This is a genomic window from Microcoleus sp. BR0-C5, from assembly GCF_036705045.1.
GTDB lineage: Bacteria > Cyanobacteriota > Cyanobacteriia > Cyanobacteriales > Microcoleaceae > Microcoleus.
Window position 1 is genome coordinate 1 of record NZ_JAUBTR010000075.1, and the last position, 21,372, is coordinate 21,372.

Below are 21,372 nucleotides of genomic sequence, written 5' to 3' on the forward strand. Positions count from 1 at the left end.
ATAACTAGCGTAAGTATACCACAGTTAAAGAAAGCCGTCCTAGAAGGACGGGGCTTTAAACCCATTATTTTTGGTAAGGTGGATAAGTGCTATCAGCGGTAGGTCTACAAACGGCGCGATCAAGCCGCCAGACGCAGTGAAGTTAAAAGCTTTTTGCTTCCCCGGCATCGAACCGCCCAAAACGAGTCGCAAGTTAAACAGTTTTTTACTCAGAACTCAAAACTTAAAACTCTCTCACTGTAATCAGCCAGATGGATCGGCTGTAGCTGTCCGGCCACAACCACCTTTATGCCCCACGATCGATCGTAACTTATGTCTTCAAATTCTCCCTCTTCTTGGCACACCGTAGCAATTGACCAAACTCTCAAGCAGCTAAGCAGCAACAAAGACGCTGGCTTGAGCAGCCAACAGGTGTCAGAACGCTTGCAGCAATACGGCCCCAACGAACTAGAAGAAACAGGAGGCCGCAGTCCGTGGTCGATTTTTGTCGATCAGTTCACCAACATCATGTTGTTGATGCTGATTGGTGTGGCCGTGATTTCTGGATTCTTGGACATCAAATCGAATACTTTTCCCAAAGATGCGATCGCCATTTTTGCGATCGTCATACTCAACGGCATTCTCGGCTATTTCCAAGAGCAAAGTGCTGAAAAAGCCCTCGCAGCCCTTAAAAACCTCGCTTCCCCCCTAGTCAGAGTCCTGCGGGACGGCAAAACTTCGGAAATAGCCGCCAAGGAACTCGTACCCGGAGACGTAATGCTGTTGGAGGCTGGGGTAAAAATAGCAGCAGACGCACGCTTGATCGAAACATCAAATCTGCAAGTCAGAGAATCTGCTTTGACAGGAGAAGCTCTAGCAGTCACCAAGCAAGCAGAGCTAGAACTTCCAGAAGATGCTTCCTTGGGCGATCGACTCAACCTGATTTTTCAAGGGACAGAAGTTGTTCAGGGACGAGCAAAGGCGATCGTCACCAACACCGGAATGCAAACTGAACTGGGCAAAATTGCCGCCATGCTTCAGTCAGTAGAAAACGAACCGACTCCCCTGCAACAGCGGATGGATCAGTTGGGAAATGTTCTTGTCTCCGGTGCCCTAACCTTAGTCGCAATTGTCGTCATCGGCGGCATGATTACCTTCCAAAACGGCGGCATCGGGTTCGATACCAGCAGGTTTGAAGAGTTGTTAGAAGTTTCTCTAAGCATGGCTGTGGCTGTAGTTCCCGAAGGACTCGCAGCAGTCGTGACAGTCACTCTGGCACTCGGAACTAGGCGGATGGTGAAGCGAAACGCCCTGATTCGCAAACTGCCTGCGGTAGAAACTTTGGGCTCGGTAACTACCATTTGTTCTGACAAAACAGGTACTCTGACTCAAAATAAAATGGTAGTTCAGCTAGTATCTACGGGCGACTGCACTGTCGCCGTCGCAGGATCTGGCTATGCGCCGATCGGAGATTTTACCGATCGCCTGACATCGGCCAAAATTAATAATTTAGAGGAATATCCAGAACTCGAATCTTTATTAATTGCCTGTGCAGTTTGCAACGACGCAGTGTTGCAACAAGAACAGCAAGAATGGCAGATTTTAGGCGACCCCACAGAAGGAGCTCTGCTTTGTGTAGCCGGAAAAGCAGGCATTTATAAGGAAAAACAGTCTCAATTGCTGCCGCGGACGGCGGAATTTCCTTTTTCTTCCGAACGCAAGCGGATGAGCGTGATTTGCGAAGTTCCCGGCCGATCGGGACATTCGGGATTTCCCGCAGAAGCAGGACAGCAGCCGAATTATTTGATGCTGACCAAAGGTTCTCCCGAGTTGACCTTGGAACGCTGCAAAGGCATTATAGTCGGCGATCGAGTACAACCTTTAACCCAGGAAATGCGCGATCGCATCCTCGCGGAAAACAACAACATGGCAAGCGGCGGTTTGCGAGTCCTCGGGTTTGCGTACAAACTCTGGGAAAACCTGCCGCCCGAAGGTTCTGAGGAAACCAGCGAACAAGACATGATTTGGCTGGGACTCGTCAGTATGCTGGATGCCCCGCGGCCGGAAGTGCGGGAAGCCGTGGTGAAGTGCCGCGATGCAGGCATTCGGGTGGTGATGATTACAGGAGATCACCAGTTGACAGCAAAAGCCATCGCCTACGATTTAGGTATTGCAACAGAGGGCGATCGAGTTCTCACCGGTCAAGAATTAGAAAAGCTCAGCCAAGAAGAACTCAAACAGCAAGTCGAACAGGTTAGCGTTTACGCCCGCGTTTCCCCCGAACACAAATTGCGAATAGTCCAAGCTTTACAAAGTTGGGGCAAATTTGTCGCCATGACCGGCGACGGAGTTAACGACGCCCCCGCCTTGAAACAAGCCGATATCGGCATCGCAATGGGGATTACCGGCACCGATGTCAGCAAAGAAGCTAGCGATATGGTGCTCCTCGACGACAACTTCGCAACTATTGTCGCCGCCGCTGAAGAAGGGCGAGTGGTTTATAGCAATATTCGCCGCTTTATTAAATACATTTTGGGCAGCAACATCGGCGAAGTTTTGACAATTGCGGCCGCACCTTTAATGGGTTTGGGAGGAGTGCCGCTGACGCCGCTGCAAATTTTGTGGATGAACTTAGTAACAGACGGCGTTCCCGCTTTGGCCTTGGCGGTGGAACCGGGGGAACCGAACGTGATGAAAAGGCCTCCTTTCAGTCCGCGAGAAAGTATTTTTGCGCGGGGTTTGGGTTCTTACATGATTCGGGTCGGGATTATTTTTGCAATTTTGACGATCGCGATGATGTCCTGGGCTTACGGATATACTCACACTCCCGGGCACGGCGATCCAGATGCTTGGAAAACAATGGTGTTTACAACTCTTTGTTTGGCACAAATGGGTCACGCGATCGCAATTCGGTCTAACACTCAGCTAACTATCGAGTTAAATCCCTTCACTAATGTTTTTGTGTGGGGGGCTGTAATTGTGACTACTATTCTGCAATTAATGCTGATTTACGTTCCGCCGCTGAGAGCCTTTTTCGGCACTCATTATTTAACGGGATTTGAGTTGCTGGTTTGCTTCGGTTTCAGCGCTCTGATGTTTGTCTGGATCGAAATGGAAAAACTGTTTGTGCGCTGGTACAAATCTAGAAAATAGTGTTAATGGCTGACGGATAATGAGCGATGTTTCATTATTCGTTATCTAGCTAATATTTGGCGCTGTTTTCAATACTAGAATGTGATTGCGAGTGCCAGGTTCCGTGAAAATTGCTATTGTATAGATTCGCGATTGGCAATCAGTTCAAGGTGTTCTAAATTTAAATTGTGTGTCAAGAATTAATCAAACTCTTGTGGGGAGTAGGGGTTGGGCTTCTAGCCCGCCCCGAATATACAATTTAAATGTATAACTACTTATCAACGTGGTTCAGGCTTTTAGCCGGGACGGGCTAGAAGCCCATCCCACAAATAATTACCAATTACCAATCACCAATCACCAATTACCAATCACCAATTACTAATATTATGTATTTGAAAACGCTGCACCTACGGCAGTTTCGGAACTACTTCGATCAAAAGGTAGCCTTTGACGCTCCCAAAACCATTTTAGTAGGAAATAACGCTCAAGGAAAATCTAACTTGTTAGAAGCGGTAGAGTTGCTTTCTACATTAAAAAGCCACAGGGTAGGGCGCGATCGCGATTTAATACTCGACTCAAAGCCGATCGGGCAAATTGATGCTACACTCGAACGTCAAACCGGACCGATCGACTTAGCTTTAACTCTTCGCTCTGGGGCGCGTCGAACACTGAAGCTCAATGGTGAACCGCTGCGCCGCCATTTAGACTTTTTGAGCGTCTTAAATGTAGTGCAATTTTCTTGTTTGGATTTGGACTTAGTGCGCGGTGGGCCCGAAGGAAGGCGCAATTGGATTGATCGCCTAGTCATCCAGTTAGAACCGATTTATGCTCACATTTTGCAGCAGTACAACCAAATTTTACGCCAGAGAAACGCTCTGTTGAAACGTTCTAAAGAAATCAGGAAAGCGGAATTTTCCGACAGTTTTGACAAAATGCGATTTATCGGCTCTGAAACTCCCGAAAACCAAAATATCGCAGAATTCCCAATGCCCAATGCCCAATGCCCAATGCCCCATTCCCAATTCCCCATTCCCAGTTCAGAATTAGCTTTGTGGGACGCGCAGTTGGCGACAGCGGGCGCTCGCGTCATCCGCAGGCGCGATCGAATTTTGGAGCGCTTGATGCCTTTAGCTCGAAATTGGCACGGTTCAATCAGCGGTTCAGCAGAAGTTTTAGATGTGAAATACGATGCTAATATTGAAGTAAGTTCAGAATTTATCGCTAAAGACAATCTCGAAGGAGTGCGGCAAGCGTTTTTAGAGAAAATTCAAAAAAGGGCGATCGCCGAACAGTTTCAAGGAACCACTTTAGTCGGCCCTCACCGCGACGACATTACATTTACCATTAACAATACCCCAGCTCGTCAATACGCATCCCAAGGTCAGCAGCGAACTCTGGTATTAGCATTAAAATTAGCCGAATTGCAGCTTATTGAAGAAGTCGTCGGCGAAGCGCCTTTACTGTTGCTCGACGACGTACTTGCAGAACTCGATCTGAGCCGCCAAAATCAACTTTTAGAAACAATTCAAGAACGATTTCAAACTTTGATTACTACAACTCACCTAGGCGCTTTTGATGCTCAGTGGCTGCGACAAACCCAAATTCTCTCCGTCGTTGCTGGACAAATCAATCGATTTTAGATTTTAGATTTTAGATTTTAGATTGACAAATTTTCTTTTTCATGGTAAAGGTGCAAAATTTTTGAAAAATTGGCATTATCAGCTCAATTCGAGATAGGATAAAGGTTAATTTTCATTGCAGCTTTCGCTTCCATTTTTCTAACCCTTATGAAGCATTACATTTCCCGTCTGTTAGCCCTGGTATTAGTTGTTGTCATCGGCGTAGCGGGCTGTACCAATGTTCCAGCCACTCTGAGTGGAGATTATGGCCAAGACACATTAGCATTAGTGAAGAGCTTGAGAACAGCGCTCACTTTGCCAGAGGGCGCGCCGGAAAAAGCAGCCGCTCAAGCCGCTGCTCGCACAAGTATCAACGATTTTTTTGCTGCATACCGCCGCGATCCCGCTCTTACCAAGCTGGCCTCTTTCACAACAATGCGGACGGCATTAAACTCTTTGGCAGGACATTACAGTTCCTATCCAAACCGTCCCGTTCCTGAAAAATTGAAAAAGCGTCTTGAGTCAGAATTTCAGCAGATTGAAGCTGCTCTTAACAGAGGAGCTTAATCTCAAAATTTAGGATCAAGGATAAATTTTAATGATTCATCTTTCATCCTTGATATTTGAGTGTTAACAATTTTTAGTAGAAATATCAACTGCTTTTAGCGCCCACTGTATCCAGGCGCTTTTTTATGCAGCATTTAGGGAAAAAAGACTGAAAAATCGAACAGGATATGATATCAAAGCCGGACTTTTTACCCCCTTTATTTTTGAGTCCGCCTAAGCGTGCCTGCGTGCCAACGCTTAGGCGGACGAAAGTTTGTATAGAAGCGGTTTCAACCGCCGAGTCTTATATTGCCCGGCCTTATTGAATTTAAATAGCCACCAGATAGAATTTGCATTGTGCGATCGACTTGTGCCATAACTAGGTCAACCGAAAAAAGTAGAAAATTTGTAGCTGCTTGTTGAGGGCGAGCGCAAAAATGCGATCACCACCCAATTTAAACCAGAAAACCCCATTCAATTCTCCCATGAAAATTGCACCAACTCGCATCGCGAATTTTCAACACCAGCGACGCTTTTTAAGTGCGGTAACTGCTGTTTTAACCAGTAGCTTCATCAGCCAGCTTGTTTGGCCGTTTATCGGAAATCAACCAGCTTTTGCCCAAACATCAGCCTATTGCCAATTATCCCCAGAACAGGTCAATCAAAAAGAAGACTTGCGCCGCGCCGCCCTGTCAGGAAAACGGGAATCTCAGCAAGCATATTTTGCTGTTTTGAACAAACACGCGCGGGAAATAGCAGAATGCCGCCAAAAAACTTGGCCCGAAACCCAAGCAGTTTGGCTGCGTTTGTATCCCTGCGATGTCAGACCCGGAGAACTCGATCGAGTATTAGACAAAGTTGTGAATAAAGGCTACAACCAAGTCTATGTCGAAGTGTTTTACGATGGTCAAGTGCTGCTCCCAGCAGCCGACAATCCTACGGCTTGGCCTTCTGTTGTGAGAAATCGCGGTTACGAGAAATACGATTTGTTAGAAAGGGCGATCGCCAAAGGTAAACAGCGAGGTTTAAAAGTATACGCCTGGTTGTTTACCATGAACTTTGGCTATAGCTATGCTCAGCGTTCAGACAGACAGCAAACCCTCGCTATAAACGGTAAAAATCAGACAAGTTTAATAGTAAGTGAAGACGCTGCAATTAACGAGGACTTCGGAGAAGTTCCGGGCAATCAAGCCTTTATCGATCCGTACAACCCACAAGCACGGCAAGACTATACTTTGTTAGTAAATCAAATAGTCAAGCGCAAGCCACAAGGAATGTTATTCGACTACATTCGCTATCTACGGGGCATCGGGCCCGCTTCAGTTGCTACCAAAGTTCAAGACTTGTGGATTTACGGCCCAGCATCGCAGCAAGTTCTTTTGCAGCGGGCTAGCAATCAGCAAGGGCGAGATTTAATTCAGCGATATTTGACTAAAGGATTTATCAATACTACTGACGTTCAAGCAGTAGTCAAACAGTATCCAACTGAGCGAGAACCTCTTTGGCAGGGCCGAATTCCGCAGGCGATGTCAGTAGCAACTCCACCTTCTAGAAGCCAGAATGCCGCATCAAGATCAGCCTCAACAAATCCCGCCCCAAACAAGCCAAACCCTGCAACTCCCATACCAAAACCGACACCGCGGCTTCCCGATACCGGCACTCTGCAAAAAGACCTGTGGAAACTGAGTGTTGCTCACGCCGTCCAAGGGATTTTAGATTTTTTTGGACTAGCTATTCAGCCAGCTCAAAGGATGGGAATTCCTGTAGGAGCAGTGTTTTTTCCCACTGCAAATCAAGCGATAAATCAAGGGGGATATGATTCGAGATTGCAGCCTTGGGACAGCTTTCCGGCTGCTGTAGAATTCCACGCCATGTCTTACGGAAATTGCGGGGATGTAAGCTGCATTGTCCCACAAGTGCAGCGGACTGTAAGTTTAGCGCCTGCGGGAGCAAAAATTATTCCTGCCATTGCTGGAGATTGGGGAAAACCTCTCAAAAATCGGCCGTCTTTGGAGATTCAAATGCAGGCAATTCGCTCGGCGACGCCGCAAATTAATGCGGTAAGTCATTTTGCTTTTGGGTGGCAAGAACCGGAGGATGAAAGGGCGCGGCAAACTTGCCGATTGTAGATACATTCCTGGACGCACAGGGTGTCATCATCTTGTTTTCTGGTCGGGGAAAGAGCCGGAAAGGGTAGATTTTTGAGCAATCAACCGGGTTTTTCTATGGGAATCAGCGGCGAATCACGAGTGATTTGCCTAATAAAACCCGGTTTTGGCCTAAGTCTTACTTGAGTGCGATCGACCTTTTGAAAAAAAAATAATTTACCCAACTTTTAAGCTAGCAGAAGCAGGCATAATGAGATTGTTCAAAATAAATCCTATACCTGATGAGTCGCAAACGCAATAAAAAATCGGTAATTAAAACCGTTCTACTTATCGGATTGAGCCTCACAATTTCCCTGTTGTGGGAAAACCGAAAAACCGCCAATTCAAATCCGCTAATACCGATCGCACCCGTTGAAAATCCGCCTCCAAACCTCCTGAAACCCCCAAAACTAAAAACACCCCCTTCTCCCCTCGCAACTCCCTCTCCCAAACCTCCCGAACAACCTTTAGTCTTCGCACCGCCCGCGCAATTTCGCAGCCAAATCGTTTATAAAGCCAGTATTAACAACTCAAAAGTTATCGCCCTGACTTTTGACGATGGCCCAACGCCTGAAACTTTGAAAATATTAGAAGTTTTGCAGAAACATCAGGTTATTGCCACGTTTTTCTGTTTGGGTGCAAATTTGCGAGAGTATCCAGCAATTGCGAAGCAAGTAGTAAAAGCGGGAAATGCGATCGGCAATCATACATGGCATCACTATTCTCACAATGTTACCGAAAAAACAGCATCAGATGAAATAGATAATACTGGTGTTCATATTTATCGATCGACTGGGGCAAAAAGTTTCTTGTTTCGCCCTCCTGGCGGGCGCTTAAATAACGGCTTAGCAGGTTACGCTCAAAAGAAGAATTATGTAGTGGTGATGTGGTCGATCGACCCTAAAGACTTTCTGCAACCTCCGGCCGCTGCGATCGCCCGTACCGTGCTATCCCAAGCGACATCAGGGGCGATCGTATTGTTGCACGACGGCGGCGGAAATCGCCAGCAAACAGTCGAGGCGCTATCGGCAATTATTCCCAAACTCAAACAGCAGGGATATCGTTTTGTCACCGTACCGCAATTGCTGGAAATGCAAGCAGCGCAAAAACAGCGAATTGCCGCTCGCAAATCCCAATGAACAGACATCTGGGCCAAATTAACTTACTCAGAATTTCATCTGCGTTCATTTGCGTTCATCTGCGGTTATAATTAAAATTATGCTAAACTTATTAATAACCATAAAAGCCTTTATAAATCATAATGCAAAAACTACAATCAAGAGATATCAACCTCCGCTATCTAATCGATAACTTCGGCTTGCAGCGAGTTCGCAAGAGCGAATTTTTCCGAGAATGGCAAGAAAACTTGCCCGAAGTAACCGACTCAGAAAAACAATTGCTCGATCGCGTCCAAGACATATACTTCAACTTTGTAGACACCCCGCCTGTATTGGAAAATGCAGTCAAGCTAACAATCATCAGCCCCATTTTGTTTATTGCGGGTCTGTATGAGTCTCCTTTTCAAGTCAAAGCCGAAAAGTCGATCGCTATTCAAGAGGAAGACGAAGGCAGAATCATCGAAGGCAGAATAGATATCCTAATTATGAAAGCAAACTTGTGGGTGACAGTAATTGAATCCAAACAACTTTCGTTTTCAACTGACGAAGCACTTGCCCAACTCCTGACATATATGCTGGCAGATCCCAACCCAGAAACTCCTACTTTTGGGATGATTGCCACAGGTGCTAATTTCAATTTTGTCAAGTTAGTTAGAGGGGAAACTCCCCAGTATGCCCGATCGGCGGAATTTGTTATTTCCAATCCCGGCAATGAATTGTACCGAGTTTTGCAGATTTTAAAACGCCTGAGTCAACTGCCAGACTAGCAATAAAAGCCATTTTGAGTTATCTTTCAAAGCAGACAATATCTAATATCTCAAATTTCAAACTGGTGCGAGCATGGTAAATTACTCGATAGTCGGCGCTGTGGCAATAGCTTCTGTCTGCTGGGCAGAAATAATACGAGACTTTTATCACGTCGTGTCCCATTATTGGGCACCCCTGCAAAAGCTGCACACTTGGCATCACCGCGTTTTCCGCCCGAATTTGACCCCCGTCAGCGAGACAATTTACAAGCAAGCACACTGGCGTCACGACGTGCCCGAAGCTGCGGCGATGATGGTTTTGGGCTTGTTGCTGTGGGTTGTAGCTTATTTTGGGCTGCCGGAATATCACTGGGGCGCAGCAGCCGGTTGTATTTATACTTTAGGCTTTTTGTTGAGCGCGATCGCCCGCGGGTGCGGCATCAAAGGCGCAGACGAATTAACCGACATCACCCACCAACCGGGAGACTTCCTTACTCCCCCTGGCAAGTGGTTAGTTAATAAACCTTATCACTGGCGGCACCACTTCGACAATCAAAATGCTTACTATTGCGGTACTTTCACCTTAATAGATAAACTTATGGGTACAGCACTTTCTCTCAAAGGCAAAACTGTAGCCGTCACCGGTGCATCGGGAACTTTAGGGCGTTTGCTACTCAAACACCTGCACAAAGCTGGTGCAAAAGTGATCGCCCTCTCCTCTGGAAATGAGGAAATTACTTTCAATTTAGACGGCGAAAATTTACCTGTAAAAACCGTAAATTGGCAAGCTGGTCAAGAGGCAGACTTAGCCCTATTGTTAGAAAAAATCGATATTCTTGTAATCAATCACGGGATTAACGTACAGGGAGAAAGAACAGGAGAGGCGATCGCAAAATCATACGAAATTAACACTTTTTCCGCGTGGCGGCTGATGGAACTCTTTTTCTTAACAGTCCGTACTAACGAAAACATTGCTTGCAAAGAAGTCTGGATCAACACTTCCGAAGCAGAAGTAATTCCCGCTGTCAGTCCCCTGTACGAACTCAGCAAACGCGCCTTGGGAGATTTAGTCACCCTGCGGCGTCTAGACGCGCCCTGCATAGTTCGCAAACTGATTTTAGGGCCGTTTAAAAGCAACTTAAACCCGATCGGCATCATGTCTCCCGACTGGGTAGCGCAGCAAGTTGTCAAACAAGCTAAAGCTGATGCCCGCAATATCATCGTCACAATTAATCCTTTGACTTTTATCATTTTTCCAGTCAAAGAGTTTTTTGTTTCCCTCTACTTCCAAATTTTCAGCCGGAAAGCGATTTCAGAGATAAAGGAAGCTGCGGCTTCTGAAAAATCTAGCGTTGAATCTAAGATTCATTAATGAACAAGAAACCCGGTTTTTTAGATAAACCGGGTTTCTAACTTGGGATGTAATACCAAATTAGGCTTTAATACCCATTTTATTTTTTAGTCGCTCTCTGCAGTGACCAAAGTTTGTCTAGGATCGGTTTCAACCGCCGAGTCTTATCTAATTACTAACCTCAGCCATTTCAATGACGTGGCCATCGTAATCCTTGACCAAAAAATTCAGCGGCTTTTCCCGGCGAATTTTATAACTAATGCCGCGAGTTTGTACCCTCATCAATAGCTGATCCAAACAATCGCGATCGAAACAAACGTGACGCGGGCGATTTTTTTCGCCTACACCGGCCCCGCTAATAATGTGCAGTTGGGTATTTTTCATCAACTGATACCACAAACCCTCGGGACTCCCCATTGTTTGAGAACTCGTTGCCCTCCCGACATTCGGCGACAAATACAGCGGATCGATACCTGTTGTGCCCAAAGTTTGCTCGTAATTGTAGTAGTAGTGCAGCGGCACTTCTGCTACTGGCAGGTTTAGCATACCTTCATAGAACTCCCTCGCTTGCCCGAGATCCGATACCATCACCGTGTGTACCTTCGGAGCACTGGTGAGAAACATCCACATCGCCCCCGCATAGGCGGCCAGCAGCATCACCATAATCCCTTGAGTCGAAAACAAGCTGTCAAGGGGCAGGAACGGCAAAAAAGAGCTCAAGTACAAAGGCCGAAGTCCAAAAGCAATAAAACTAACTGCTAGAGTCATGAATTATAAGAAAGGTAAACAACGAAATTTATCAAGATTGCAGTCGCGATCGCCCGCGAGACTTAAACTATTAGCTTAGCCATCTATGTTAGCAAAAACTAGCGGTTAGGCCCTACCCGATGAAAGTCTTTGTCTACGGCACTCTCAAACCGGGGGAGTCCAACTACCTCCGCTACTGCGAAGGAAAAGTTGTGGATGCTTGCCCCGCGATCGCCCGCGGTCAACTTTTTGCCCTGCCGATCGGCTATCCTGCGATGATGGCCGGAGATGGCACAGTCTGCGGTTTTCTCCTCTGTTTCGCAAATTCGGCTATTTTGGACGATTTAGACCGATTGGAAGACTATCATCCCCTGCGGGAACCGACACAAAACGAATATCAGCGGCAGGAAATCGAAATCTTCGATCGACACCTCAAACCTTTAGGCACGGCTTGGGCTTACTTCATGTTACCCGATCGCGTTCGTTCTCTAGGAGGCATCTGGCTGCCCGACGGCAGGTGGGAAAATAGGTTTTTCACCAAATAAGGTGATTAATGCCGATAAGCTTACTAAATTGCCATTGCAGGGGGCGAAGGTGGCTCAAACCTGTAACCGTAACCCCGAATAGTTTTAATGAACTGCGATCCAGTAGCATCAACTTCAATCATTTTCTTGCGAATCTGACTGATATGTACGCTAACAACTTTCTCTTCTCCTGTGTCGTTGCAGTTCCACCCCCAAATTTTTTCGATTAGCTGTTGGCGACTCCAAGATTGACCAGAATGACTGGCCAAAAAATACAATATCTTAAATTCCAAGGTTGTTAACGTGATAATTTGGTCGTTGAGTGTTGCTTCCCGACGCGCTGAATCGATCGCAAATTGATCGAATACAATCCGTGATGGATTCACAGGCCTCATCCGTCTCAACACAACTTCGATCCGAATTGCTAACTCCGCCAAACCAAAGGGTTTGCAGATATAGTCATCAGCACCGGCAGACAGGACTTTAAGTCGATCGGCTTCGTCTGTGCGGCTGCTTAGCATGACCACAAAAACATTAGTACGGCGCTGCATTTCCTGGCAAAGATGATAGCCTGTAGTATCCGGCAAATTCCAATCGAGAACTACTAGCATTGGCTTGAATTCCTCAAACAATTCTAAAGCCGTCTCGCCATCTTCTGCCGAATCTACTTGATATTTCTGATTTAAAAAACGATGAACTAGAGTGCGGATGGATGGGTCATCATCCACAACGAGAATCTTGGGAGAAGTATCAGTAGTCATCACAAAAAAGATATTTTTATTGTCAATTGAAAGTTAGCAATTACATAACAGCTTTAGTCAAGCATAAATCCCAGCTCGCTCCAAATAACTGGCAATTCTTCAATTAACTTAGCTTGGAGGTCAAAAGGCTCTCCCATATCCCAAATCTTGACTTCTAGGCGTTCGTTAAATACGGTTATTTCAAGGTTGATCGGAGTTTCAAAAGGCAGATTTTTGTGAGCGTGGCGAACAACATTTGTAAACCCTTCTATCGTAGCAAGTTTGCACTGCTGCAAAACTGCTTCGGGAATGGGTAGATACTCTAACTGCTCGACCCACCATAAAACTTGGGTAACACTCTTGAGGTCAGTATTTAGTTGAAGGTGAATAGTTTTAATGGGCTGGTTATAAGTTTGAGAAAATTGGTGATTTTGTTGCTTTTGCAAACCCCAAATAAAGGCGTTCAAAAATTTAATTGTCTGCTTCAAATAACCAGATTGAGGGGGAGGTTGGGGCGGTATTATACCTGGATGAAAATATTTGACAATTGACAGACAGTTTCGCTCGTCAGAAGTGCGTGTATAGCTGAGCTTATCGGCAATTTTGCTAATAAGTTTTATGCCTATTCCACGTGAGGGAATTTCATTGATATTATTTCTCATGTTGCTATCCTTTCTCATCATTTAATAGGTGATTTTTAGAGACACAAGAGAGTGGCATTCTGAAGGGTTAATTTTGCAGGATTTATGCCGGACTTTTCCCCTATGCCGTGCAGTTGCTGTCAGGATCATTTTCTCTTTGTTGCTGGGGTCTTGACAAACTCAGTTTGCGATCGCTAAACTGATCGAAAACAGACATTGACAATTAAAGAAGTAAATTATATAATGACGACCCTCAAAGCCTCTGAGGAGGGATTAGTAAAAATTAAGCAAGCTAGAAGAGAAAAGGGATCGACTATAGAAGACCCCAGATGGCTAGTAGAAGCTAGTCAAAAATTAGATCCCGATCGAACTTGGACAGAAGCCGGGCCCTATGCCGATGGCCTCTCGCTGCCAACTTGGAGGCGTTTTTTAGGAGGAAGAGAACCCATTAAAGCCCATGCTTTCAAGGCTTTCTGCACGGTTTTGCAGTTGAATTGGGAAGAAATTGTCGATCGTCCTCGACCAGAAAATCCGCAGCCACCGAATTTAGACATTAATTCGGTAGTCGAAGAGATCCGGCAAAAATGCCATAGCAAAATCCAACAGCTTTACAGCAAAATGCAACTCTTGGATATTGCACAGCCCGTTGATGTCAGCAACCTCTACGTTGAAGTCAACATTTTGGAGGAAATTACCAGTTGGCAGCCGGGAGAAATTAGCGATTTACTCAGAGACTTCAACCCAGATGCGGATAACTTTAACCGATTGGGATTGGGTAAAGTACGCCAGAAACGAGTCCCTGGATTGGATGCGGTGAAATCTCACTCTAAACTGATGGTACTCGGCAAACCGGGTTCAGGTAAAACTACCTTTTTGAAACACATTGCCATTCAGTGCGATCGCTCAGAATTTGAAGCCAACAAAATACCTATTTTTATCCCTCTGAAAACCTTTGCTGAAATCGCTAATCTGGACTTATTAGAATATATCAGCGACGAATTTGCCAGTTGCGGAGTTGATGCGCGATCGCAAACTGAATTTGTACTCAGTCAAGGCAGAGGGCTGATTTTGTTGGACGGCTTAGATGAAGTGCCAGAATCAGATAGCGATGCAGTCGTCAGACAGATTCGTCAGTTTGTCCAAAAGTATTACAACAATCAGTTTATTATTACCTGTAGAATTGCCGCTTCTAAGTACAGATTTCACGACGAAGCCTTTACCTGTGTTGAGATAGCCGATTTTAATTGCGAGCAAATTGCTGCCTTCGCTCGCAATTGGTTTGTGGCATTTTCCCAGAATCTGGAAGCAGGGAAAGCTTTAGCATCTCAATTTGTAGAGCAGCTAAAACTGAATAAAAATCAGCAAATCCGAGAACTGGCAGTAACGCCTATCTTGTTGAATTTGACTTGTTTAGTATTCCAAGCCAAAGCAGATTTTCCATCCAACCGAGCCAAGTTATATGAGGAAGGAATGGAAATTATGCTCAGAAAATGGGATGAAAGTAGAGGTATTCAACGAGATGAAGTTTATCGCGATTTGAATTTTTGCCGCAAAAAAAACTTACTTGCTTTTGTGGCAGCTATTACTTTTGATCGGGGCGATTACTTTTTTGAAAAAAACACAGTTCAGCAATTGATTGCCGATTATCTGGCTAACTTACGGGATGACAAAACTGACCGCGTTCAGTTGGAAATGGATAGTGAGGTTGTGCTGAAGGCGATCGAGGCACAACATGGGTTATTAGTGGAGAGGGCAAGGGGGATTTACTCGTTTTCCCATCTGACTTTCCAAGAGTATTTTACTGCCAAAGCAATTGTTGACAATTATGAGGCACACTCTTTAGAAAAACTGGTCATTCACATCACCGATAAGCGTTGGCGAGAAGTCTTGTTGTTAGCAGTTGGAATGTTGCAAAAAGCTGATGATTTTTTACTGTTAATGAAACAACAAGTTGATGGACTGGTCGCTGAGGACGAGCAGTTACAGCAGTTCTTAGTGTGGGTAAGAAATAAATCTATTTCCGTTAATGAACCCTATAAAATATCAGCTATCCGCGCTTTTTATATGGGTAGAGAGGTAGAGCGCGTTAGTAACCCTAGTCCTCACTTGGAGGTTGACATAAGTTTGATCCATAGCCTTGGTTATGCCATTGACCATACCTTTAGACCACCTTTGAGACTTTTTTTATTTGACTTTACTTCTTTTTCTTTTTCTGACAATACTTCTTCTTCTTCTTCTGAAAATGAACGCGATTCTGATTTGACTGCTGATATTCTTCTTGATCTTGGAATGCTCTATGCACTTGACCTTAATATTTCCTATGTTTATGCTGCTGCGTCAGCTCGCAATCTGATCTCTATCCTTGTCTTTACTATGAATTTGAATCTGGAACCTGAATTGAAGCTATCGCTACAACAACTCAAAAAACAACTATATGATTCAACATATACCTACAAAATGCAGGCGTGGTGGAAAATGGAGCGGGAGTGGTGGAAAGCTAAAGGTCAAGATTGGACTCAGCAATTAAGAGAGGTGATGATTAAATATCGCAATATAGGTCACGATTGGCAATTTAGCGAACAGCAGAAGTCATTGCTGAGGAAGTATTACGATGCTAATAAATTGCTGGTATATTGCCTCAATAGTGCTTCTAATGTATCTCCTACTGTGCGGCAGGAAATTGAGGAGACATTGCTATTGCCGATCGCCAAAATCAAAAAAAACTGGTGACAAGTGCGATCGCGCGCTCTAACTCCACTAGCTACCTACTCCGATATTAAGATGCGATCGCCCCACAATTCGTCATTCAAAGCCAGGAAAGTGTCAAAGGATCTATCCACCTTAAAAAACTGGAAAAAACAGTAAAAAGCCCCCTTTTTTAGGGAGCTTAGCAACTTTCGTTATTGTTCAAAACAGCAATCCTACTGCGCCTTTAGCAATTACTTTTGAGGGGTTGCTACACCAACTTTGGGAATCTCCACGATCGGTGCATTCACCCCAAGCATCAAATCGTTGGGATTAACCATCTCCACCAGAGGCTCGTTCAAAGCCATAATCAAACCGTCTGATTCAGCAGGAACGGGCGATCGAGCAAACTGAGGAGCAAACAATTGGCGGCCGCCACCGACACCAGACACCACCGCAACCAACAAAGCTGCGATCGCACCTCCACCCAAAATCCAAGTTTGTTTCGGCTTGCGTTCCACCCGCTGCAAAACCTTCGTCGCCAACTCCTCGGCCGATTGTTCTGCAGCAGGCACCGGCATTGCCTGAAAACTCTGCTGCATCATCAGCAGTCGCGAGTACAAACGCTTCGTAGTGGGGTCATTTGTCAGCCACTCCTCAACTTGCCGGCGTTCTGTCGCCGTCACTTCACCGTCGAGGTAGGCACTTAGCAATTCAAAGCGATCGCGCATCATAGTAGTTACATTGCCCTGGGCATAATTGTTGTTAACTTGAGTTTCAGCGAGTGAATCCCCCACGCCTTGCTGATTCTGATTTTTATCGGATTCAAAGTTACCACTCATAATTTCAGACTTGCTCTAATTGGGGAATCACGCACTCGCTATTAGAATGATTTACTGCTTATTTATATTTTAAAAGATAAGTTTTGATGTCACAGCAAACTTCACCAAATCTTCTTAACCCGCCTCTGAAATTACTCTTGCTAATTACCATCGAGATATTTTTGCAATTCCAACTGCAATCTTTGGCGAGCTCTAGCAATTCTCGACTTGACAGTTCCCAGAGAAACTCCGGTCATTTCGGCTATTTCCTCATAGGCTAAACCTTCTATTTCTCTCAAAACAATCGTCGTGCGGAATACTTCCGGCAAATCTGCGATCGCCACCCGCAACTGGTCGTAAAATTCTCTCGTCGTCAAATCTTCATCAGGCCCCGGACTGTCTGCCGGAATTTCCCAATCAACCTCGCCATCTTCCAGAGTACGGGGTACGTCCAGCGACAGCGGAGTTCGCACCCGCTTGCGCTTCCGCAACTCATCGTAAAACAAATTAGTGGCGATGCGGCTCAGCCAGCCCCGAAATTTAACAGGCTCTTGCAAACGGTTAATATTGCGGTAGACCCGAATCCACACTTCCTGAGCCAAGTCTGCTCGGTCTTGCCAGTCAGGGGCCAAGTGATAGAGAACCCTGTCTACGTGGGACTGATACCGCTTCAACAGTTCTGAAAAAGCCGTGGTCTCAGGTCGATTTCCTTCCTGACACCGCAACACCAAGTCATAATTAGAGAGTTTTTCGGCTGGCAATTGCACTCTTTGAACGGTCGCCACAACCGCAGACCAGGACACGGAAATAAAGTCGCTCATCGGTGGAATTGGCTCATCGAACATTCCACACTTTTTGACGTTAGCAGATCCCGATTGGTTCCCGCGCTCGGAAACTGCGATCAGCTTCAGTCATCAAACAGTCAATGACTGCTGACTGCTTACTAATGCCCGACAACCTCGCACGCTCCAATACTAACCCAACTGCTAGAACCGTCTGCCCAATGTTCCTTTTTCCAAATCGGTACATTGTGTTTGAGCGTATCTATGGCGTACTGGCAAGCTGCAAAGGCTGAGTCCCGGTGGGGACAGCCAACAGCCACCAGTACGCTGATTTCGCCCACCTGCAAGTGTCCGACGCGGTGGTGAATAGCGACCCGATTGACATCGGCCCACTGGCGGCGGATTTCAGTAGCAATTTGCTGGAATACTCGCACGGCCATCGGTTCGTAGGCTTGATATTCTAGGGAAACTACAGCTTGACCGTCAGTTTGGTTGCGGACTGTACCGCTCATCATTACCACGGCTCCGTTCGCGGGGTCATCTGCCAAAGCGTATATTTCCTCTACAGACAGCGGCGCTAAGGTAATGGCGAAGCTGTCGGATTCATGGCGTTGAGGAATTGTGCCGATCGAAAGTGCAGCGAAGGAGTTCATTGCCAAAGAAGAGGTGCTGGATAAGTTAATTGATCTTGACACAAATCAAGTCGCGATGGATTGGTCTTGCATTCTTGTCGGGGACACAGGGAGGCTAATTTTTAGACCCATCTCGTAGCACGCGTAAGAGCGTGACGCCATCGGCCCGAACTTCTGCACGAGTGCGATCGGCTACACTATGACTGGCCCGAAGCAAATTAAGATCGTGCTTGAAGACAAGCCGGATGCTTGTTCGATAGAATTAACTGCCGATATTGCTGTAGCAATTCAATAAATAAGCACCAAAATAAGTAGTGTCATTCGCAACTCAGTACAAGCCATTCCCCACCCCAATCGATAACTTCGTTCCCTTTGTAAGGACACAGTTAAGTTTAATTCTGCCCGGAGTTCTGATCCGCGTCGGCAAAATTGTTAGCAGTCGATGTAAACTTTATTTATTTTTTTGTTCCGGAAAGCTACATCAATGACATGATATACCTGTGCATGGTTCAGGCAAATTGGCGGATACTTGGCAACAGCAAGACCATAACGCCCTCTTGTGCCTTTTCTGAAACATAAGTTAATGGTTTGGGCTGTTAATTGAGGTTTCGACCTGAGTCTGCACCAACAAATGTTAACAACAATCACGAGGAAACTATGGAAGCACTAGCATTGAGCCACTCTTTTGTTGCTTATGAATCTCCAGAGTCCGAACTCCAAGTCAAGTCGTTAGACCAACTGGGCTTGAAAATTCCTAATTCTGCATGGATAGGCGTTGCAGGTATGGCAGTAGCCCTATCTGTTCTGAGTGTCGGTGGCGAAGCCCAGGCTGCAGGTTGCTACCGCAAACACTGTGGCCATCGCGCTCATCACAGCCATCACAGCTACGCCAAAGTTGTCACGAATGGCGGCCGACTGAATATCCGCCACCGCCCCAGTAGCTGTTCTGGTGTAATCGGCAAGTTATATTATGGAGACCACGTAAAATTGACCGGTCGTTACAAACACGGCTGGGCCCAACTCAAAGGTGGTGGCTGGGTGTCTGCGTCCTGGCTTTCCTAACTCTTAACTAGAGCAATTTACATTTCTAGAAAGAGTTTTAATCGTTACCCGGTCCTACTGGGTAACGATTATTTTAAATATGCGATCGCTCCTGAAAATAATCGAATATCCGAAATTCCTGACTCACAACTAACAGCCTAAACTTTACCACCGCCGATCAGATAAAGTAATGCCATCCGCACCGCCACGCCGCTGGTAACTTGCTGAGAAATCAGGCTAAACTGGGCATCGTCCATCAAATCCGAACTAATTTCCACGCCACGGTTAACTGGGCCCGGGTGCAACACCTTCACATCGGGCTTGCAGAGTTTCAGCCGATCGCGCGTAATCCCGTACAAAGAATGGTACTCTCGTAAACTCGGCAGCAAATGGTCGCTCATCCGTTCCTTTTGCAGCCGCAAAGTCATCACAAAATCAGCATCGGCCAAAGCAGGTTCAAGCTGCCAATGCAAAAATAACTTGCCTTCCCTACCATCGCCACACTCAGCAAACAACAGCGGCAGCAAAGTTGGCGGCCCGGCCAAATGAACCTCTGCCCCAGAAGCCGTTAAACTCCAAATATTAGACCTAGCCACCCGCGAATGCAAGATATCCCCCACCACAGCAATTTTTTTACCCGCTAAAAGTTCCAGCCGCGGACGTTCGGTATCTAACAGAGCACAAATAGTAAATAAGTCTAGCAAACCTTGCGATGGGTGTTCGTGCTGGCCGTCTCCAGCATTCAGAACGCTGACTCTCGAACCTAAGCGATCCATTTCTGAAGCAATCGTGCTGGGAACTCCAGCTTGTTCGTGCCGGATCACCATCAAATCCGTTCCCATCGCCAGATAAGTCTTAGCCGTATCCAGAATAGTCTCCCCCTTCGTCAGAGAAGAACTTCCCGGGGTAAAATTTAGCGTATCTGCCGACAGCCGCTTCGCCGCCAACTCAAAACTATTGCGAGTCCGGGTAGAAGGTTCAAAAAACAAATTCGCGACCACTTGACCCTGCAGGGCCGGCACTTTCTTCGTGCGGCGGCCGAGCACCTCCCGAAAACTGGCTGCTGTTTGCAGCACCGTATCGTATTCGTCCGAGGTAAAATCAGCCAGAGTGAGAATGTGTCGCCTTGTCCAAGTCATACAATTTTAGATTTTAGATTTTAGATTTTAGATTGACTCAATCAGGACGGACGATGGGTTTGAAACTTGCCTGCTGGCCCACGTGGGGCTGCCTAGAATGTTCGATCGACATTTAGGGGTGGCGATCAACAGTATCCAACAATTTTCGATCGCTTTTGCGGTCAGTAGAGTTATAATCGGTTTATGTAGTTCACATCCCACTCTCACAGCGAACCCAGCGTCGAAGGTGAAACAGGTGTGGTTTACCCGCAGGAAAGCGGAAATTACGCTGTAGCAGCGAAAGCGCAGTAGTTGCAGTTTCTCCTACGCAAACTCAGCCTTTTCCAGAACAAGCCGAGCGCAGCCCTTGCATCTACTACTATGTGGAAACAATTGAGGCGGCAAACCTTCCACTGCCGATCGACAGCATACAGTGCGACATTTCACAGATGATTAATTCTTTGAAGTCGGTCTTGACTATTCAGTCTTGCTTATAGGGCCTTGTCAAAACGAACAGTGTTGAGATACAAGTTGAATATGTAGCTTCCCGACTAAAATCTACACGTATCTTGGCTAGACTGTTCTTGGCGAAACTGCGATAAAGAGTGTGCGCTGGGAAGTGGTAATTACACAAGATTTAAACAATTCAAGAGGTATTATGAGCCAGAAGGTGATACAGCCGATGGTTAAGTTCCAGCGTCAGGTGCATTCTCTCGTCACGTCTGACATTATCAAACCGACAGACAGTATTTGGAAAATTGCTCTGCTTTACGGCGACGAATGGCCGTACTGGAAACAGCAATTGCTAGAGTTTGATTTTTCTATGCAAGACCCCGTGAGCGAGTTGATAGCTGTAGAAGCTTGGGACGAGGAATAACAGAGGAGACGGAGGACTGGGGTGTCGGAGAGAAATTTCGAGGCGATCGGGTAAATTTTCTTTCATAAATTTCCGTGGCTAACTTCTTCCCTCTGCCCTCTTGCCTTTGCCCTCTTCCTAATGACT

At 46.0% G+C, this 21,372-nt stretch carries 18 protein-coding genes; 11 read left to right on the plus strand and 7 right to left on the minus strand.

The features are described from left to right. Nucleotides 1-312 precede the first annotated feature (312 nt). The 7 genes from QUB08_RS26010 to QUB08_RS26040 all read left to right on the plus strand — a co-directional run bounded on the left by QUB08_RS26010 (nucleotide 313) and on the right by QUB08_RS26040 (nucleotide 10,659). Nucleotides 313-3,132 (plus strand): cation-transporting P-type ATPase, encoded by a 2,820-nt coding sequence (locus QUB08_RS26010; protein WP_333228401.1) that lies wholly within the window; start codon nucleotides 313-315, stop codon nucleotides 3,130-3,132. A 365-nt stretch (nucleotides 3,133-3,497) separates the two neighbouring features. Then, complete coding sequence (locus QUB08_RS26015; protein ID WP_333228403.1) at nucleotides 3,498-4,751, plus strand: DNA replication/repair protein RecF; 1,254 nt, start codon at nucleotides 3,498-3,500, stop codon at nucleotides 4,749-4,751. Nucleotides 4,752-4,898: 147 nt separating this feature from the next. Continuing rightward, entirely contained in the window at nucleotides 4,899-5,297 is a 399-nt protein-coding gene (psb27, locus tag QUB08_RS26020; RefSeq protein ID WP_006631261.1) for a photosystem II protein Psb27, read from the plus strand. Between the two features lie 464 nt (nucleotides 5,298-5,761). Further along, on the plus strand, nucleotides 5,762-7,405 hold the full coding sequence (locus QUB08_RS26025) for a family 10 glycosylhydrolase (protein ID WP_333228405.1): 1,644 nt from the start codon (nucleotides 5,762-5,764) through the stop codon (nucleotides 7,403-7,405). A 260-nt stretch (nucleotides 7,406-7,665) separates the two neighbouring features. After that, nucleotides 7,666-8,562, plus strand: a complete 897-nt coding sequence (locus QUB08_RS26030) for a polysaccharide deacetylase family protein (protein ID WP_333228407.1) — start codon at nucleotides 7,666-7,668, stop codon at nucleotides 8,560-8,562. A gap of 122 nt (nucleotides 8,563-8,684) precedes the next feature. After that, nucleotides 8,685-9,308, plus strand: a complete 624-nt coding sequence (locus tag QUB08_RS26035; RefSeq protein ID WP_333228409.1) for a restriction endonuclease subunit R — start codon at nucleotides 8,685-8,687, stop codon at nucleotides 9,306-9,308. Between the two features lie 73 nt (nucleotides 9,309-9,381). Next, nucleotides 9,382-10,659 carry a bifunctional sterol desaturase/short chain dehydrogenase gene (locus QUB08_RS26040; protein WP_333228411.1) on the plus strand — a complete coding sequence of 426 codons (1,278 nt, stop codon included), beginning with the start codon at nucleotides 9,382-9,384 and terminating at the stop codon, nucleotides 10,657-10,659. Nucleotides 10,660-10,806: 147 nt separating this feature from the next. Here the strand turns inward: QUB08_RS26040 and QUB08_RS26045 are convergent, their stop codons facing one another. Beyond that, nucleotides 10,807-11,406, minus strand: coding sequence for a glyoxalase-like domain protein (locus QUB08_RS26045; protein WP_333228413.1), 600 nt, complete (start codon nucleotides 11,404-11,406; stop codon nucleotides 10,807-10,809). A gap of 119 nt (nucleotides 11,407-11,525) precedes the next feature. On the opposite strand from QUB08_RS26045, the gene QUB08_RS26050 reads away from it, so the two are divergent. Next, a complete protein-coding gene (locus tag QUB08_RS26050) occupies nucleotides 11,526-11,930 on the plus strand; it encodes a gamma-glutamylcyclotransferase (protein ID WP_333228415.1) in 405 nt (134 codons plus the stop codon). A 23-nt stretch (nucleotides 11,931-11,953) separates the two neighbouring features. Here QUB08_RS26050 and QUB08_RS26055 read toward each other — a convergent pair whose 3' ends face one another. Beyond that, nucleotides 11,954-12,670: a response regulator transcription factor gene (locus tag QUB08_RS26055; RefSeq protein WP_333228417.1), complete on the minus strand. Its 717-nt coding sequence runs from the start codon at nucleotides 12,668-12,670 to the stop codon at nucleotides 11,954-11,956. A 53-nt stretch (nucleotides 12,671-12,723) separates the two neighbouring features. After that, on the minus strand, nucleotides 12,724-13,332 hold the full coding sequence (locus tag QUB08_RS26060) for an ATP-binding protein (protein ID WP_333228419.1): 609 nt from the start codon (nucleotides 13,330-13,332) through the stop codon (nucleotides 12,724-12,726). A gap of 201 nt (nucleotides 13,333-13,533) precedes the next feature. Here QUB08_RS26060 and QUB08_RS26065 point away from each other — a divergent pair, with 201 nt between their 5' ends. Beyond that, complete coding sequence (locus tag QUB08_RS26065) at nucleotides 13,534-16,020, plus strand: NACHT domain-containing NTPase (RefSeq protein WP_333228422.1); 2,487 nt, start codon at nucleotides 13,534-13,536, stop codon at nucleotides 16,018-16,020. Between the two features lie 209 nt (nucleotides 16,021-16,229). Here QUB08_RS26065 and QUB08_RS26070 read toward each other — a convergent pair whose 3' ends face one another. The 3 genes from QUB08_RS26070 to QUB08_RS26080 form a co-directional block, all read right to left on the minus strand. Beyond that, nucleotides 16,230-16,817, minus strand: coding sequence for a zf-HC2 domain-containing protein (locus tag QUB08_RS26070; protein ID WP_333228424.1), 588 nt, complete (start codon nucleotides 16,815-16,817; stop codon nucleotides 16,230-16,232). Nucleotides 16,818-16,957: 140 nt separating this feature from the next. Continuing rightward, nucleotides 16,958-17,617 carry a sigma-70 family RNA polymerase sigma factor gene (locus tag QUB08_RS26075; protein ID WP_041622468.1) on the minus strand — a complete coding sequence of 220 codons (660 nt, stop codon included), beginning with the start codon at nucleotides 17,615-17,617 and terminating at the stop codon, nucleotides 16,958-16,960. Between the two features lie 122 nt (nucleotides 17,618-17,739). Continuing rightward, nucleotides 17,740-18,231, minus strand: coding sequence for a molybdenum cofactor biosynthesis protein MoaE (locus QUB08_RS26080; protein WP_333228440.1), 492 nt, complete (start codon nucleotides 18,229-18,231; stop codon nucleotides 17,740-17,742). Between the two features lie 636 nt (nucleotides 18,232-18,867). Here QUB08_RS26080 and QUB08_RS26085 point away from each other — a divergent pair. Then, nucleotides 18,868-19,272 (plus strand): SH3 domain-containing protein, encoded by a 405-nt coding sequence (locus tag QUB08_RS26085; RefSeq protein ID WP_333199388.1) that lies wholly within the window; start codon nucleotides 18,868-18,870, stop codon nucleotides 19,270-19,272. Between the two features lie 137 nt (nucleotides 19,273-19,409). Here QUB08_RS26085 and QUB08_RS26090 read toward each other — a convergent pair whose 3' ends face one another. After that, nucleotides 19,410-20,390: an aspartate carbamoyltransferase catalytic subunit gene (locus tag QUB08_RS26090; RefSeq protein WP_333037021.1), complete on the minus strand. Its 981-nt coding sequence runs from the start codon at nucleotides 20,388-20,390 to the stop codon at nucleotides 19,410-19,412. A 637-nt stretch (nucleotides 20,391-21,027) separates the two neighbouring features. Between QUB08_RS26090 and QUB08_RS26095 the strand changes: the two genes are divergently transcribed. Beyond that, nucleotides 21,028-21,246, plus strand: coding sequence for a DUF4327 family protein (locus tag QUB08_RS26095; RefSeq protein ID WP_193973492.1), 219 nt, complete (start codon nucleotides 21,028-21,030; stop codon nucleotides 21,244-21,246). The last annotated feature ends 126 nt before the right edge of the window (nucleotides 21,247-21,372 follow it).